Here is a 13,790-nt window from a genome sequence, read left to right as displayed (position 1 = left end):
GGAACCAGGAAGCAAGACGATGAACGACATGACCCCCGTGATCCCCAGCAAGCCCAAGGACTGGGAAACCGACCAGGAAGTGCGCTGGTGCCCCGGCTGCGGCGATTATGCGGTGCTGAAGGCGGTGCAGCGGACCATGCCCGAACTGGGCGTGCGGCCGGAAAATACCGTGTTCGTCAGCGGCATCGGCTGCTCGTCTCGTTTTCCCTATTACATGGAAACCTATGGCTTCCACACTATTCACGGCCGCGCGCCGGCGGTGGCGACGGGGGTTAAGCTCGCCAATCCCAACCTCGACGTGTGGATCATCACCGGCGATGGCGACGCGCTGTCGATCGGCGGCAACCACACGATGCACCTGCTGCGCCGCAACCTCGATTGCCAGGTGCTGCTGTTCAACAACGAGATCTACGGCCTGACTAAGGGGCAATACTCCCCGACCTCGCGCGTCGGCACGCGCAGTCCATCGACGCCGTTCGGATCGGTCGACCGCCCGGCCAGCCCCTGCGCCTTCGCGCTCGGCAGCGGCGCGCGCTTCGTCTCGCGCGCGGTGGACGTCCACAAGAACTTGCCCACGGTGCTGAAGGCCGCCCACGCCCACAAGGGCGCGAGCTTAGTCGAAATCTTCCAGAACTGCATCGTCTACAACGACGACGTCTTCGCCCCCTTCACCGCCAAGCCCAACGCCGCCGCCAACCAGCTTTGGGTCGAGCACGGCAAGCCGATGGTGTTCGATGGCGGCACGAAGGGGCTGGTCCTCGACCGCGACCGGCTGACGCTGAAGGTGGTCGAGGTCGTCGATGGCGACACCTCGGGCGTGCTGGTCCACGACCAGGCCAACCGCATGATCGCGCACCTGCTCGTCGAAATGCCGTTCGGCGCCTTCCCGATGGCGCTGGGCGTCCTCTACAACGATCCCGCCCCGACATTCGAAAGCGCCGTCGTCCAGCAGAACAGCGCCGCCGCCGCGGGGAAGGTGCCCGACCTGCAGAAACTGGTGTCGAAGGGCCAGACTTGGATGGTCGACAAGGAACCGCGGACGGAGTGAGGGGCCAACCTAGCGCCGTCCGTGCTCGCCAAACATCATCCGTTCGTTTCGAGCGTAGTCGAGAAACCGCCAACCGCGCTCCCGCTGCGGTTTCTCGACTGCGCTCGAAACGAACGGCGATGGGACGAGCGGCGCCCACCCCCGCGGAACGCCCCGCCACCCCACGCGTAATCGCGCCATGACCGCACCCGTGCTCCTCTGGCTCCGCCAGGACCTCCGCCTCCACGACCAGCCCGCGCTCGTCGCAGCGGCCCATGAAGGCGCAGTCATCCCCATCTATGTCCGCGACGACGATGCGCCAGGCAAATGGCGCACCGGCGCCGCCCAACGCTGGTGGCTCCATCACAGCCTGAAATCGCTCGACACCGCGCTCCGCGCCAAGGGCTCACGCCTGATCCTCCGCAAAGGCGACGCCGTCACCGAGCTTCGCAAACTCTGCGAGGAAAGCGGCGCAACCGCCATCCACGCCATCCGCCATTACGAACCATGGTGGCGCAAGGCCGAGGACGCGCTCGGCGACCGCCTCACGCTGCACGACGGCAACCACCTCGCCCCGATCGAGGACGTGACGACCGGCGCTGGCGGCTTGTTCAAGGTCTATTCGTCTTTCTGGAAGGCGCTCGCGACACGGATGCCGCCCGAAGACCCGCTCCCGATGCCGCGCACGATCCAGGCTCCCGCCAAATGGCCGAAGAGCGAAGCCCTCGCCGACTGGAAACTGCTGCCGACCAAGCCCGACTGGTCGGGCGGCTTCGACGTCTGGACGCCCGGCGAGGATGCCGCGCGCAAGCAGGCCAAGGACTTCGGTGATGCGGTTGCGGCGTATGACGTCGATCGCAACCTGCCCTCGATCGACGGGAGCTCGCGCCTGTCGCCGCACCTCCACTTCGGCGAGATTTCGGCGCGCGACGTCTGGCATCTCGTCGGCGGCGGTCGCGCGGCGCTTACCTTTCACAAGGAGCTGGCGTGGCGCGATTTCACGCGGGGCGTCATCCTCGACCGCCCGGACTATGGCGACCACAATGGCCGCGAAAAATTCGACGCGCTGCCGTGGCGCCGCTCGGAGAAGGACGTGGCGGCATGGCGTCAGGGGCGCACCGGCTATCCGATCGTCGATGCCGGCATGCGCCAGCTTTGGGCGACCGGATGGATGCACAACCGCGTCCGCATGATCGCCGCGTCATTCCTCATCAAGCACCTGCTGGTCGACTGGCGGGTCGGCGAGCGCTGGTTCTGGGACACGCTGGTCGACGCCGATTACGCCAATAATTCGGTCAACTGGCAGTGGGTCGCGGGCACCGGCATCGATTCGAACATGTGGGGCCGGATCATGGCGCCGCTGGTCCAGTCGGAGAAATTCGATGCCGCCGGCTATATCCGCGAATGGGTGCCCGAGCTTGCCAAGCTGTCGGACGACCTGATCCACGATCCCGATGCCCACGGCTGCCGCCCGCGCGACTATCCGCGCAAGATCATCGGCCACCGTGAGGCCCGCGAACGCGCGCTGGAAGCGGGGCGCGCCGCACGCTGACGCAGCCGCTGTCCTACGCCGCCCGCCCGCGCTATGCGGCGGCCATGACTCGGGGGCCGAACTTCACACGCGTTTTAAACCTGCGCACGCGCAAACTTCGAGAAATTCGATGACCGCGCACATGCCCAACCGCGGGCGCCGCACCGTCCGCATCCGCCCGTCGCGGCTCGCGCGTCTGTTCGCGCCGGTCGCGCACGCGATGCTCGACCGCATCGACCGCGGCCTGGCTGCGGGCGCGATTGAGGCGACCTTGCCCGACGGCACCGCCCGCCGGCTCGGCGGACACGCCGACGGCCCGGTCGCGATCGTCCGCCTCGCCAACTGGCGCGCGCTCTGGAAGCTAGCGAGCGGCGGCTCGGCTGGATGGTATGAGGCATGGGCGGCAGGCGACTGGTCCAGCCCCGATCCGGTGCCGCTGTTCGACCTGTTCATGCGCAATCGTGTGCCGCTCGGTCGCGTCGCGCGGGCGGGTGCGCTGACCAAGCAGCTACGCCGTCTGGGCCATTGGCTGCGCCGCAACACGCCCGCCCGCGCCCGCGCGAACATCGCCTATCACTATGATCTCGGGAACGACTTCTACCGGCCGTGGCTCGACGCCGGCATGACCTATTCCAGCGCGATGTTTCCGACGCCCGGCATGACGCTGGAGGCGGCGCAGGATGCGAAGCTCGCTGCGGTGCTGGCGCGCACCGGGGTCGGGCCGGGCGACACCGTCCTCGAAATCGGGTGTGGATGGGGCTCGTTCGCGGAAATCGCGGCGCGCGTCGGCGTTTCTGTGCACGGGATCACCCTGTCCACCGAGCAGCGCGACTACGCCGAGGCGCGGGCGGCCGCCGCCGGGCTGACCAACGCCCGCTTCACCATCACCGACTACCGCGACGTTGCCGGCACCTATGACGCGGTCGCCAGCATCGAAATGGTCGAGGCGGTGGGCCGGGAATATTGGCCCGCTTACCTCCACGCGGTCGCCGCGGCGCTGAAGCCGGGCGGGCGCGCCGCGATCCAGCTCATCACGATCGACGACGCGATTTTCGATGCCTATGCGGGCAACGTCGATTTCATCCAGGCTTATGTGTTTCCGGGCGGCATGCTGGTCTCGGAACGCGAATTCCGCGCGCTTGCCGCGGCAAATGGCCTCGCATGGCGCGATCGGGTTGGGTTCGGGCTCGACTATGCCGAAACCTTGCGCATGTGGCGCGAACGCTTCGATGAGGCCGCGCGGGAAGGACGCCTGCCGCCGGATTTCGATCGTGGTTTCATGGATTTGTGGCGCTATTATCTGATGTATTGCGAGGGCGGGTTCCGCGGCGGCGGGATCGACGTCGTGCAGGTGACTTTGGTGAAGGACGCGGCATGAAGGCTTGGGTGATGGTGGGCGCATTGGCGCTCGCCGGGTGCGCGACCGCTCCGGCGGCTGGTCCGGTCCGGGTCGAGGCGGGCAACGCCGCCAAGCTGCGGCAGATCGGCGCGGAAGTGCTGTTCTGGTCGCAGGCCCAGCGCGACGCCAATTTCCCGCACATGGAGGCGCTGTTTCCCGGCCATGTCGTGAAGGCCGGTCGCCGCGTGCACCCGCTGCTCCCGGGCCGTCCCCTGGCGCTGCCGGCCGCAGAGGTCGACGCGTTCATCGCGGCCCAAAATGTTGCCGGGCTGATCGTGCTTCAGGACGGCAAGATTCGTCTGGAGCGCTACGCCCGCGGCCTGACGGCGGAGGGCCGCTGGACGAGCTTCTCGGTCGCCAAGTCGTTCACCTCGACCCTGGTCGGCGCGGCGATCCGGGATGGCTTCATCGCATCGGTCGACGAACCGGTGACGCGCTACATCCCCGAACTGGCGGGCAGCGCCTACGACGGCGTCAGCATTGCGCAATTGCTCACCATGACGTCGGGGGTGCGCTGGAACGAGGATTATACCGACCCGAACTCCGACGTCGCCCGGATGTACGCCAAGCCGGTTCCGGCGGGAATCGACCCGACCGTCGCCTATACGCGGACGCTACCGCGTGACACCGCGCCCGGCGCGAAATGGGTATACAAGACCGGCGAGACGAACCTGATCGGCGTGCTGGTATCCAAGGCGACGCGCAAGCCGCTTGCGACCTATCTGACCGAAAAGGTCTGGCGCGCCTACGGCATGGAGCGCGATGCGTTCTGGATGACCGATCCGTCCGGACAGGAAGTCGGTGGATGCTGCCTGTCAGTATCGCTGCGCGACTACGCCCGCATGGGCCAACTTGCGCTGGACGGCGGCAAGGGCATCGTGCCCGCCGGCTGGTTCGGCCAGGCGACGGCGGCCAAGGCGTCGGTGGGGCGGCCCGGCTACGGCTACGGCTATCAATGGTGGACCTACCCCGACGCGCGGTTCGGCGCGCAGGGCATCTTCGGGCAGAGCATCCTCGTCGATCCGGCGAAGCGGATCGTAATCGTCATGGTCGGCGCCTGGCCGCAAGCGACCGGGCGGGATCTGTCGGCGGCGCGGGCTGCGTTCCAGGCAAAGTTGATCGCCGCTGCCGACTAAGCGACGCGGATCTTCACACCGGTTTCGAAGTCTTCGGCCAGGAGCGAGAGGATGCGATCCGCGACGCGCTCGGGCGGTTTGACGCTGGCGGGGTCTTCGCCGGGATAGGCCCGCGCGCGCATCTTCGTGCGGGTGGCCCCCGGATCGATGATCGCGACGCGAACGCGGCTCATGCGACCGACTTCCGCGGCATAACTCTGGAGCAGATTTTCGAACGCCGCCTTCGACGCGCCGTACATGCCCCAGTAGGCGCGCGGCGTTGCGCCGACACTGGAGGTGAGGCCTATGACGCGGCCTGCGCTCGATGCGCGGAGCAGGGCGTCGAACGAGCCGATCAGCGCGGCCTGCGCGCTGACATTCAGGGTCATGACCTTCGACAATTCCTTGGGGTCGAAGGCGGTGACGGGGCAGAGCGAGCCGAGCATCGCGGCGTTGAGGACAAGGATGTCGAGCGCCTGCCAGCGTTCCGTGACCGCCGCAGCCAAGCGGGGGATGCCGTCGCTTTCGGACAGGTCGAGCGGGGCGATCGTCGCGCTGCCGCCGGCGGCGTGGATCGCATCCTCGACCTCTTCGAGCCCGCCGGTGGTACGGGCGGTGAGGACGACGTGCGCGCCCGCCGCGCCGAGCGCGAGGGCGGTGGCGGCACCGATGCCGCGGCTGGCGCCGGTGACGAGCGCGGTCTTGCCCGCGAGGGGGGTGTCAGTCATGTGATTTCCGTGGGTTAGCGGCGTCAGCCGACACGTTCTTCGAGGAGCGCGAACTGGTCGAGCGGCGCGCGCTCGTCCTGATCGGTCAGCGTGGTGGGATAGTCGCCGGTGAAGCAGGCGTCGCAATAGCCGGGCCGCACTGCAGGCCGCTCGGCCTGACCCAACGCCTTGTAGAGGCCGTCGATTGACACGAAGGCGAGGCTGTCGGCCTGGATATAAGCGCGCATTTCTTCGAGGTCGTGGGTCGCCGCCAGCAGTTTCGAGCGTTCGGGCGTGTTGACGCCGTAGAAACAGCTGTGGCGCGTCGGCGGGCTGGCGATGCGCATGTGGACCTCCGCCGCGCCGGCTTCCCGCATCATCTGCACGATCTTCAGGCTGGTGGTGCCGCGGACGATCGAATCATCGACCAGCACGACACGCTTGCCCGCGATCAGCGCGCGATTGGCATTGTGCTTCAGCTTGACGCCGAGATGCCGGACCTTGTCGCCGGGCTGGATGAAGGTGCGCCCGACGTAGTGCGAGCGGATGATGCCGAGCTCGAACGGCTGGCCCGACTCCTGCGAATAGCCGAGCGCGGCGGGGACGCCCGAATCGGGAACCGGGATGATGAGATCGGCATCGACCGGCGATTCGATCGCCAGCTGCGCGCCGATCGCCTTTCGGACCGTATAGACCGACTGGCCGTCGGCGATCGAATCGGGACGCGAGAAATAGACGTATTCGAAGATGCAGGGCCGCGGCGCGATCGGGGCGAAGGGGCGGTGGGAGGTGACCTCGGTGCCCTTGACGATGACCAACTCGCCGGGGGCGACTTCGCGGAGGAATTCGGCACCGACGACGTCGAGCGCGACGGTTTCGGAGGCGAAGATAATCGAATCGCCGAGCTTGCCCATCACGAGTGGCCGCACGCCCAACGGATCGCGACACGCGATCATGCCCTCGCGCGTCATGCAGATCAGCGAATAGGCGCCCTCGAGCTGCTTCAGCGCGTCGATGAAGCGGTCGATGAGAGTGCGGTAGCTGGACGTCGCGACGAGGTGGATGATCGTTTCGGTGTCGCTGGTCGACTGGAAGATCGAACCCGACCGCACGAGATCGCGGCGCAGGCGCATCGCGTTCGAGATGTTGCCGTTGTGGGCGACCGCGAATCCGCCCGATTGCAGCTCGGCATAGAGCGGCTGGACGTTGCGGAGCGCCGTCTCGCCGGTGGTCGAATAGCGGACGTGTCCGCACGCCACGGTGCCGGTTAGCGCGCGGATGATCTCGTCGCGGTCGAAGTTGCCGGCGACATGTCCCATCGCGCGATGGGTGTGGAAGTCATGACCGTCGAAGCTGGTGATGCCAGCCGCCTCCTGCCCGCGGTGCTGGAGGGCGTGGAGGCCCAGCGCCACGAGCGCGGCGGCGCCCTCGGCTCCGGAAACGCCAAAGATGCCGCACTCCTCGCGCAGCTTGTCGTCATCGAACGGGTGCGTTGTCAGCATGGGGCCTTCGCGGATCGAGCAGCGGGTCCGGGGGCGCATATAGGGTGGCCGATCGGCTTTGTCGCCTGCTTGTCATGCATCCGTCATCGCCCGGGCGCGTTTTCGCGGGGAAGGAGACAGGTGATGGCGAAGGATCACGGGCCGTCGATCAAGGACGATGCGCTGTACGAGGAACTGTTGAAGCAGGGCAATTCGAAGGAGAAGGCAGCGCGGATCGCCAATGCGAAGGCGGCGGGGACGCTGAGCCATGACAGCACGAAGCTTGAGGATCGTACGCGCGACCAGCTGGACGACGAAGCCAGGGAAATCGGCATCGAGGGCCGGTCAGACATGTCGAAGGACGAACTGGTGAAGGCGATTCGCAAAGGGTGAGCCGCCCGGTCGAAGTTGCCCGAAAGTTCCGTGGATCGACCCCATATCGGAACTTTCGCCCGCGGTGTGCCCAGCGTCATCGGTCGAGAAAGCTGCCGTAGCAGGCGGCGAACAGCAGCCGGTTGTCGAGTCGGGTGCGGTGCCCGATCACGCGGCCTGCGTAGGTGACGGGAACAGTTACGCCCCGCCCGCGCCGCACCGCTTCGTCATAGGCGCGGTCCCGCCCCATCTGGCGTGCGATCGTCCACGAACGGACAAAGGCCGAGGCATCCGGCCTGTTGCGCAAGCGGCGCGCGCTCTGCGGCGTCATGCCGGCGGCCCGGGCCGCCGCCGACACGCAGCCATGCTCCGCGAGGATCGCAATGAAGAGACGCTGGCGATCCGGCGTCCAGCCATCGCGGCGCGCGGTCGTCGGCACGGGTACGAAGCCGAGAAGTTCGTCGTCAGCGGCAACCGAATCGTCCATCGATCAGCCTATGCGCGCATGAGTGACGTGTAGGACAGCGGTTTTCCGTTCCCGAAGCGGACGCCGGCTTCTCCACAAAATCCTCACATTCCCGGCATGCTGCATGCGCGATCCCGTGCCATGACGGGCTGGGATCAGGCGGGAGGCGGTCGATGACGAAAGCGATGGGCAGTTCGGGCTTCTATCGATGGGGCGTAGGCATCGCCGCGCTGACGTCGTTCCTGATCGTGTGGACGACGATCGTCCGCGACGACGGCAACGGCATCGGTTTCTTCCTGACGATCATGGCCGCGGTCGTCGGCGCCTTTGCCTCATGGTTCCGTGCCGACGGGCTGGCGCGGACGATGGTCGGCGTCGCGGTGATGCAGGTGCTGCTGGGCATCGCCATCGCCACCGCACCATCGATCGCCGCGATTCCGGGAGCGTCGCGCATGTTCCTGCTGGGATGCGGCGTCTTCGCGACGCTCTGGCTGGCGGCGGCGGCGTGCTTTCGCCGCGCGGCGCGGGCGATGCCGCAGGCGTGACCGGTCGCGGAGGCTGGGCGACGCCGCCGTTCGCGGCTAAGCTCGCGACATGACCGACCTTCGCGAAACCGGCCTTGTCCTCAACCCGAAATATGATGCTGCCGGGCTGGTGACAGCGGTCGCGACCGATGCGACGACCGGCGAGGTGCTGATGATCGCGCACATGAATGCAGAGGCGCTGGCGCGGACGATCGCGGAGGGCGAGGCGGTGTTCTGGTCGCGGTCGCGCGGTGCGCTGTGGAAGAAGGGCGAGACGTCGGGCAACACCCTGCGCGTCGTCGAGATGCGGGTCGATTGCGATCAGGACGCGGTGTGGTTGCGGGTCGAGGCGGCGGGGCCGGCGTGTCATACCGGGGCGCGCAGCTGTTTCTATCGCCGGATCAAGGGCGACGGGCTGGTGCGGGCCGAATGATCCGGCGCGGGCTGGCGATCGCCGCGCTGGTGCTGCTCGCGAGTTGCCCGCGGCAGGGGCCGATCGCCGCCGTGCTGGTCGCGCCCGACCTGGAGACAGCGGCGATCGCGCGCGGGCTGGTCGCCGATCCCGCCGACCGCGACATCGTCGGCCTGTATGCGCGCGATACCGACCGGGTGTGCGTGGTGCGACGGGGCCTTGGCTACCGCATCGGCGCGCATGTCGATTACGGACAGGGAGTCGCGTGCAGCGGGGCGGGCAGCGTGTCGCGATCGGGCGATACGCTGCGGGTGACGCTGGGCGAGGGGTGCGCGTTCTATGCGCGGTTCGACGGGGCGCGGATCGTGTTCCCGGCGAGCGTGCCCGAGGCGTGCGCGCAGCTGTGCGGGCGGCGCGCGTCGTTCGAGGCGCTGGAAGTGGACCGGCTGAGCGAATCGGAGGCCGAGGCGCGGGCGATGCGCACGGCGGGGAATGAGCTGCCCTGCGCGGTGGAGTAGGGTGGCTGCTGTTCCCCGGCGAAGGCCGGGGTCTAGGTGCGAGCCGTGCGTTGGGATCGGCATGCGTTATCATAAGCGTCTCCCAACTGGGCCCCGGCCTGCGCCGGGGTGGAGAATGAGAGGGGCGATCCGGCAGATCACCCCTGCTTCCTAATTGACGTTCACGTAAAGGGCAGGTATTTCGCCGCACCATGTCGGCCACAGCCCACGCCATCGCCCTCGCCCCGATCGCCGCGCGGACGGACCGCGATGCCTTTGCGATTTCCGACCTGTCGGCGGAGTTCGGCGTCACCGCGCGTGCGCTGCGCTTCTACGAGGACGAGGGGCTGATCGCGCCCGAGCGGCGGGGATTGCAGCGCATCTATTCACACCGTGACCGCGCGCGGCTGGCGTGGATCCTGCGCGGCAAGCGCGTCGGCTTCTCGCTCGCCGAAATCCGCGAGATGATCGACCTGTACGACATCGGCGACGGGCGGCAGGTGCAGCGCAAGGTGACGCTGGCGCGGTGCCGCGACCGCATCGCCCTGCTCGAGCGGCAGAAGCACGACATCGATGCCGCCATCGCCGAGCTCCAGGACTTCGTGACGCTGATCGACAGCGACGACCACACCCCCCTCTGAGGACCGATCCATGCCAAGCTATACCCCGCCGATCCGCGATACCCGCTTCATCCTCGATGCGGTGATCGGGTTGCAGGCACACGCCAACCTGCCCGGCTTCGCCAACGCGACGCCCGACGTGGTCGACGCGGTGCTCGAAGAAGGCGGGCGCTTCGTGGCGGAAGTGCTGTTTCCGCTCAACCAGGTCGGCGATCAGCAGGGCTGCACGCGCGCCGACGACGGGTCGGTGACGACCCCGGAGGGCTTCAAGGAGGCGTATGCCAAGTTCGTCGAGAGCGGCTGGGGCACGCTGTCGGCGCCGGAAGCGTTCGGTGGGCAGGGGATGCCGCACGTCGTCTCGACCGCGTTCCAGGAATATATGATCTCCGCCAACATGGCGTTCGCGATGTACCCCGGCCTGTCGCACGGCGCGATCGCCGCGCTGGTGGTGAAGGGGTCGCCGGAGCAGCAGGCGAAGTATCTGCCGAAGATGGTGTCGGGCGAATGGGGCGGCACCATGAACCTGACCGAGCCGCAGTGCGGCACCGACCTCGGCCTCATCCGCACCAAGGCCGAGCCGCAGGCCGACGGCAGCTATGCGATCACCGGCACCAAGATCTTCATTTCGGCGGGCGAGCACGACCTGACCGACAACATCATCCATCTGGTGCTCGCCAAGACGCCGGGCGCGCCCGACAGCTCGAAGGGTATCTCGCTGTTCGTGGTGCCGAAATTCCTGGTGAACGACGACGGGTCGCTGGGGGAGCGCAACGGCGTCGTCTGCGGATCGATCGAGCACAAGATGGGCATCCACGGCAATTCGACGTGCCTGCTGAACTATGACGGTGCGACGGGCTGGCTGGTCGGCGAGGAGATGAAGGGGCTGGCCGCGATGTTCATCATGATGAACGCGGCGCGGCTCGGCGTCGGCCTGCAGGGGCTGGGCGTGGGCGAGACGGCGTACCAGAACGCCGTGATCTACGCGAACGACCGCCGCCAGGGCCGCGCGCTGACGGGTGCGGCCGAGCCGGGCGAGAAGGCCGATACGCTATTCGTCCACCCCGACGTGCGGCGGATGCTGATGGAGGCCAAGGCCTGGACCGAAGGCTTGCGCGCGCTATGCCTGTGGGGCGCGCTTCAGAACGACCTTGAGCATGCCGCCGCGACCGAGGAGGAGCGTCAACTGGCCGGTGACCTGCTCGGGCTGCTTACCCCTGTCATCAAGGGCGTCGGCACCGACAAGGGCTATGAGATCGCGACGAACGCGCAGCAAGTGTATGGCGGCCACGGCTACATCGCCGAATGGGGCATGGAGCAGTATGTCCGTGATGCCCGGATCGCGATGATCTACGAAGGCACCAACGGCGTGCAGGCGATGGATCTGGTCGGGCGCAAGCTGGCATCGAACGGGGGCCGCGCGGCGCAGGCGTTCTTCCGCATCGTCGCCGAAGAATGCGCGAGCGCCAAGGGCGACGAGCGCGTCGCGGGGCTCGCGACGGCGCTGGAGAAGGCGCTGGGCGAGCTTCAGGCCGCGACGATGTGGTTCATGGCGAACGGCATGCAGAACCCGAACAACGTCGGGGCCGGCGCCTACAGCTACATGAACCTGATGGGGCTGGTGTCGGTCGGCATGATGTGGCTGCGCATGGCCGAGGCGGCGCGGAAAGGTCTGGCCGCGGGCGAGGGCGATGCGGCGTTCCTGGAGGCGAAGCTGGTAACCGCGCGCTTCTTTGCCGAGCGCATCCTGCCCGACGCGGGCGCGCTGCGCCGCAAGATCGAGGGCGGGGCGGATGCGATCATGGCGCTGCCGCCCGAGATGTTCGCCGCGGCCTGAGCCGGGCTACGGCGCCTTTGCCGTGGGTGTCGCGGCGGGGACCGGGACGGTGGCACGCACCGGCGGCGCGGCGGCGGGAGCGGGGGCGGGATCGCCCTTGCGCCTCACACCCGCCAGCGGATCGGGCGCGCTGGCGGCGGCGCCGGCGATGGCCTTGATCGCCGAGCCCGGCGTGGCGTCGTAGGTGAAGTTGGTCGGCGGCGGCGCGGCCATCGTGATCGACATCTGCGCCTTCATGCACTCGCGCGGCTCGGCCCGCTTGTGCTCGGCGCAGTTCCACAGCGCCTTTTCGAAGCCGAACGCGCGGTCGCGCAGGTAGCTGAAGGTCATCGCGCGCTGTTGCACTGGGGTTACCGGCAGCGCGGCGGGGGTCGCGGCCTTGCTGCTCCACGCCATGAATTTGCAATAGGGCCGGTCGCCGCAGGCCCGGGTGGCGAGCGTGGGGAAAGCGTCTGGCGTGAGCTTTCCGTCAAGCGTGACGAGGAAGGTGTTCGTGTCCTGCGCCACGCCCGCCGCGGCGGCGGTGGCGGTGGTGAGCAGGGCCGGGTCGATGGCGGCGGTGGCGAGGCCCGCCTCGACCGCCGCGGCCTGGTGGGCGGGCGACAAGCGCGCGAGTTGCGCGATGGCGGGCTCGATCCCGGGATAGCGCCCGGAAAAGGCGGGCGGCGTGCCCCACCAGCCGGTCCAGCGGAAGAACAGATGGGTGTGGATCTCGACGATCTTGTCGAGGCTGGAGCTCCAGTACGGCACCACCCAGTCGGTATGATAATGCGTCGCCTGACCGACGCGCGCGTCGACCGTGCCGGTCAGCGCGTTGCGGGCGATAGTGCGCGCACGCTCCCACGCCGCGGGAATGACCGCGCGCATGATCGCGCCGTCGCAGGTGAAGGTGAACTGGCAGCCGGTGCGCCGCTCCGACCCTTGGAACACCACGCCGCACACGGTGCCGGGGAAGGCGGGGTGGCGGACGCGGTTGAGCACGACCTGCGCCACCGCCTTCTCGCCCGAGGCATCGTCGCCGGCTTCGTAAAGGACCGCGGCGGCCAGGCAGTCGACCGCGCGCGCCTGATCCTCCGCGCTGCCGAAGATGCGGAACGGACGCGCGGCGGGGTTGGGGGCGGTCGAGAAGGGGACGCTGGCATTGAAGGCGCGGGCGTCGGTCGGGGCCAGCGCCTGGAACGCGATCGGCTCGACCGTCGGCAACTCGGCGCGCGGTACCACGCGCTGCGGCTGGGCGACGCGGGCGGCGATGGCGGTGACCTTCGGCCCGTGGCGCACCACAAGCGCGGGCAAGAGCAGCGCGGCCAGGCCGAGCAATGCGAGGATCGCGTAGATCGCGCCCGGCACGGGCCGGCGCGGCAGAGTGGCGGTGATGGCTGGCATGGGATGGGCGCGGGCATCCGCCGGTCAGGCGGCGATCGCGAAACTCTCCACTGGGTCACGGACCGGCGCGCCATAGCCCAAGCCGGCGGCAAAGCGAAATCGCAGGCGCGTCACCGCGCGGGGGCGTCCGATGCCGCACACCGATCCCAGCGGTCGAGTGCGATCAGGCGGCAGGCGTCGCGCTCATCGCCCGAGCATGCGTCGAAACTCGCCTGATAGCGCGCGAAACAGGCCGCTCCGCCGCCGCTTCCCGCCGTGCTGCGCGGGCGGATCGTCACCGGGACGGGCGCCGGGATGGCAAGCGTGACGGCGTGCGCGGTCGGTACGACGGGCGCGGGGCGACGCGCGAACGCGATCGGCCACAGCAGCACGAGCGCAAGCATCACCCCCGCACAGATCGCCGCGTATCGCATCGTCCCCCC

At 68.4% G+C, this 13,790-nt stretch carries 15 protein-coding genes; 10 read left to right on the top strand and 5 right to left on the bottom strand.

Features of this window, described 5'->3' with window-relative positions:
• Positions 1 to 19 precede the first annotated feature (19 nt).
• The 4 genes from M9980_RS06565 (at position 20) to M9980_RS06550 (ending at position 5,093) form a co-directional block, all read left to right on the top strand.
• Positions 20 to 1,048, top strand: a complete 1,029-nt coding sequence (locus M9980_RS06565) for a 2-oxoacid:ferredoxin oxidoreductase subunit beta (RefSeq protein ID WP_250754595.1) — start codon at positions 20 to 22, stop codon at positions 1,046 to 1,048.
• Positions 1,049 to 1,226: 178 nt separating this feature from the next.
• A complete protein-coding gene (locus tag M9980_RS06560) occupies positions 1,227 to 2,579 on the top strand; it encodes a cryptochrome/photolyase family protein (protein ID WP_250754594.1) in 1,353 nt (450 codons plus the stop codon).
• A 109-nt stretch (positions 2,580 to 2,688) separates the two neighbouring features.
• Positions 2,689 to 3,936, top strand: coding sequence for an SAM-dependent methyltransferase (locus M9980_RS06555; RefSeq protein WP_250754592.1), 1,248 nt, complete (start codon positions 2,689 to 2,691; stop codon positions 3,934 to 3,936).
• Complete coding sequence (locus M9980_RS06550) at positions 3,933 to 5,093, top strand: serine hydrolase domain-containing protein (RefSeq protein ID WP_250754590.1); 1,161 nt, start codon at positions 3,933 to 3,935, stop codon at positions 5,091 to 5,093. Before M9980_RS06555 ends, M9980_RS06550 begins: the two co-directional genes overlap by 4 nt.
• On the opposite strand, the gene M9980_RS06545 is transcribed toward M9980_RS06550, so the two are convergent.
• Positions 5,090 to 5,800 (bottom strand): SDR family NAD(P)-dependent oxidoreductase, encoded by a 711-nt coding sequence (locus tag M9980_RS06545; protein ID WP_250754588.1) that lies wholly within the window; start codon positions 5,798 to 5,800, stop codon positions 5,090 to 5,092. The two genes, M9980_RS06550 and M9980_RS06545, sit on opposite strands and share 4 nt — an antisense overlap.
• Before the next feature lie 23 nt (positions 5,801 to 5,823).
• Positions 5,824 to 7,281 carry an amidophosphoribosyltransferase gene (purF, locus tag M9980_RS06540; RefSeq protein WP_250754586.1) on the bottom strand — a complete coding sequence of 486 codons (1,458 nt, stop codon included), beginning with the start codon at positions 7,279 to 7,281 and terminating at the stop codon, positions 5,824 to 5,826.
• A gap of 123 nt (positions 7,282 to 7,404) precedes the next feature.
• Here purF and M9980_RS06535 point away from each other — a divergent pair, with 123 nt between their 5' ends.
• On the top strand, positions 7,405 to 7,653 hold the full coding sequence (locus M9980_RS06535) for a DUF7218 family protein (protein WP_250754584.1): 249 nt from the start codon (positions 7,405 to 7,407) through the stop codon (positions 7,651 to 7,653).
• Between the two features lie 76 nt (positions 7,654 to 7,729).
• Here the strand turns inward: M9980_RS06535 and M9980_RS06530 are convergent, their stop codons facing one another.
• Positions 7,730 to 8,119, bottom strand: coding sequence for a hypothetical protein (locus tag M9980_RS06530; RefSeq protein ID WP_250754582.1), 390 nt, complete (start codon positions 8,117 to 8,119; stop codon positions 7,730 to 7,732).
• 152 nt (positions 8,120 to 8,271) lie between these two features.
• Here M9980_RS06530 and M9980_RS06525 point away from each other — a divergent pair, with 152 nt between their 5' ends.
• The 5 genes from M9980_RS06525 to M9980_RS06505 all read left to right on the top strand — a co-directional run bounded on the left by M9980_RS06525 (position 8,272) and on the right by M9980_RS06505 (position 11,985).
• Positions 8,272 to 8,643: a hypothetical protein gene (locus M9980_RS06525; RefSeq protein WP_250754581.1), complete on the top strand. Its 372-nt coding sequence runs from the start codon at positions 8,272 to 8,274 to the stop codon at positions 8,641 to 8,643.
• 49 nt (positions 8,644 to 8,692) lie between these two features.
• The gene (hisI, locus tag M9980_RS06520; RefSeq protein ID WP_250754579.1) at positions 8,693 to 9,055 is read left to right on the top strand and encodes a phosphoribosyl-AMP cyclohydrolase; all 363 of its coding nucleotides are present in this window, start codon (positions 8,693 to 8,695) and stop codon (positions 9,053 to 9,055) included.
• Positions 9,052 to 9,552: a hypothetical protein gene (locus M9980_RS06515; RefSeq protein WP_250754577.1), complete on the top strand. Its 501-nt coding sequence runs from the start codon at positions 9,052 to 9,054 to the stop codon at positions 9,550 to 9,552. Before hisI ends, M9980_RS06515 begins: the two co-directional genes overlap by 4 nt.
• Before the next feature lie 191 nt (positions 9,553 to 9,743).
• Positions 9,744 to 10,172 carry a MerR family transcriptional regulator gene (locus M9980_RS06510; protein ID WP_250754575.1) on the top strand — a complete coding sequence of 143 codons (429 nt, stop codon included), beginning with the start codon at positions 9,744 to 9,746 and terminating at the stop codon, positions 10,170 to 10,172.
• A gap of 10 nt (positions 10,173 to 10,182) precedes the next feature.
• The gene (locus tag M9980_RS06505; protein ID WP_250754574.1) at positions 10,183 to 11,985 is read left to right on the top strand and encodes an acyl-CoA dehydrogenase C-terminal domain-containing protein; all 1,803 of its coding nucleotides are present in this window, start codon (positions 10,183 to 10,185) and stop codon (positions 11,983 to 11,985) included.
• A 6-nt stretch (positions 11,986 to 11,991) separates the two neighbouring features.
• Here M9980_RS06505 and M9980_RS06500 read toward each other — a convergent pair whose 3' ends face one another.
• Together M9980_RS06500 and M9980_RS06495 are read right to left on the bottom strand one after the other, a co-directional pair.
• Entirely contained in the window at positions 11,992 to 13,368 is a 1,377-nt protein-coding gene (locus M9980_RS06500; RefSeq protein WP_250754572.1) for a cell wall hydrolase, read from the bottom strand.
• Between the two features lie 110 nt (positions 13,369 to 13,478).
• Positions 13,479 to 13,754 carry a hypothetical protein gene (locus M9980_RS06495; protein WP_250754570.1) on the bottom strand — a complete coding sequence of 92 codons (276 nt, stop codon included), beginning with the start codon at positions 13,752 to 13,754 and terminating at the stop codon, positions 13,479 to 13,481.
• Positions 13,755 to 13,790 lie beyond the last annotated feature (36 nt).

Source organism: Sphingomonas donggukensis, from assembly GCF_023674425.1.
GTDB lineage: Bacteria > Pseudomonadota > Alphaproteobacteria > Sphingomonadales > Sphingomonadaceae > Sphingomonas > Sphingomonas donggukensis.
This window is presented reverse-complemented; position numbering and strand designations above follow the sequence as displayed.

What these genes read in the sequence shown, in the direction of transcription:
- M9980_RS06515 (WP_250754577.1), top strand. Translation starts at nt 9,052, where the DNA reads ATGATCCGGCGCGGGCTGGCGATCGCCGCGCTGGTGCTGCTCGCGAGT.
- M9980_RS06565 (WP_250754595.1), top strand. Translation starts at nt 20, where the DNA reads ATGAACGACATGACCCCCGTGATCCCCAGCAAGCCCAAGGACTGGGAA.
- M9980_RS06505 (WP_250754574.1), top strand. Translation starts at nt 10,183, where the DNA reads ATGCCAAGCTATACCCCGCCGATCCGCGATACCCGCTTCATCCTCGAT.
- M9980_RS06510 (WP_250754575.1), top strand. Translation starts at nt 9,744, where the DNA reads ATGTCGGCCACAGCCCACGCCATCGCCCTCGCCCCGATCGCCGCGCGG.
- M9980_RS06530 (WP_250754582.1), bottom strand. Translation starts at nt 8,119, where the DNA reads ATGGACGATTCGGTTGCCGCTGACGACGAACTTCTCGGCTTCGTACCC.
- M9980_RS06560 (WP_250754594.1), top strand. Translation starts at nt 1,227, where the DNA reads ATGACCGCACCCGTGCTCCTCTGGCTCCGCCAGGACCTCCGCCTCCAC.
- M9980_RS06525 (WP_250754581.1), top strand. Translation starts at nt 8,272, where the DNA reads ATGACGAAAGCGATGGGCAGTTCGGGCTTCTATCGATGGGGCGTAGGC.
- M9980_RS06545 (WP_250754588.1), bottom strand. Translation starts at nt 5,800, where the DNA reads ATGACTGACACCCCCCTCGCGGGCAAGACCGCGCTCGTCACCGGCGCC.
- M9980_RS06500 (WP_250754572.1), bottom strand. Translation starts at nt 13,368, where the DNA reads ATGCCAGCCATCACCGCCACTCTGCCGCGCCGGCCCGTGCCGGGCGCG.
- M9980_RS06555 (WP_250754592.1), top strand. Translation starts at nt 2,689, where the DNA reads ATGACCGCGCACATGCCCAACCGCGGGCGCCGCACCGTCCGCATCCGC.
- purF (WP_250754586.1), bottom strand. Translation starts at nt 7,281, where the DNA reads ATGCTGACAACGCACCCGTTCGATGACGACAAGCTGCGCGAGGAGTGC.
- M9980_RS06535 (WP_250754584.1), top strand. Translation starts at nt 7,405, where the DNA reads ATGGCGAAGGATCACGGGCCGTCGATCAAGGACGATGCGCTGTACGAG.
- M9980_RS06550 (WP_250754590.1), top strand. Translation starts at nt 3,933, where the DNA reads ATGAAGGCTTGGGTGATGGTGGGCGCATTGGCGCTCGCCGGGTGCGCG.
- hisI (WP_250754579.1), top strand. Translation starts at nt 8,693, where the DNA reads ATGACCGACCTTCGCGAAACCGGCCTTGTCCTCAACCCGAAATATGAT.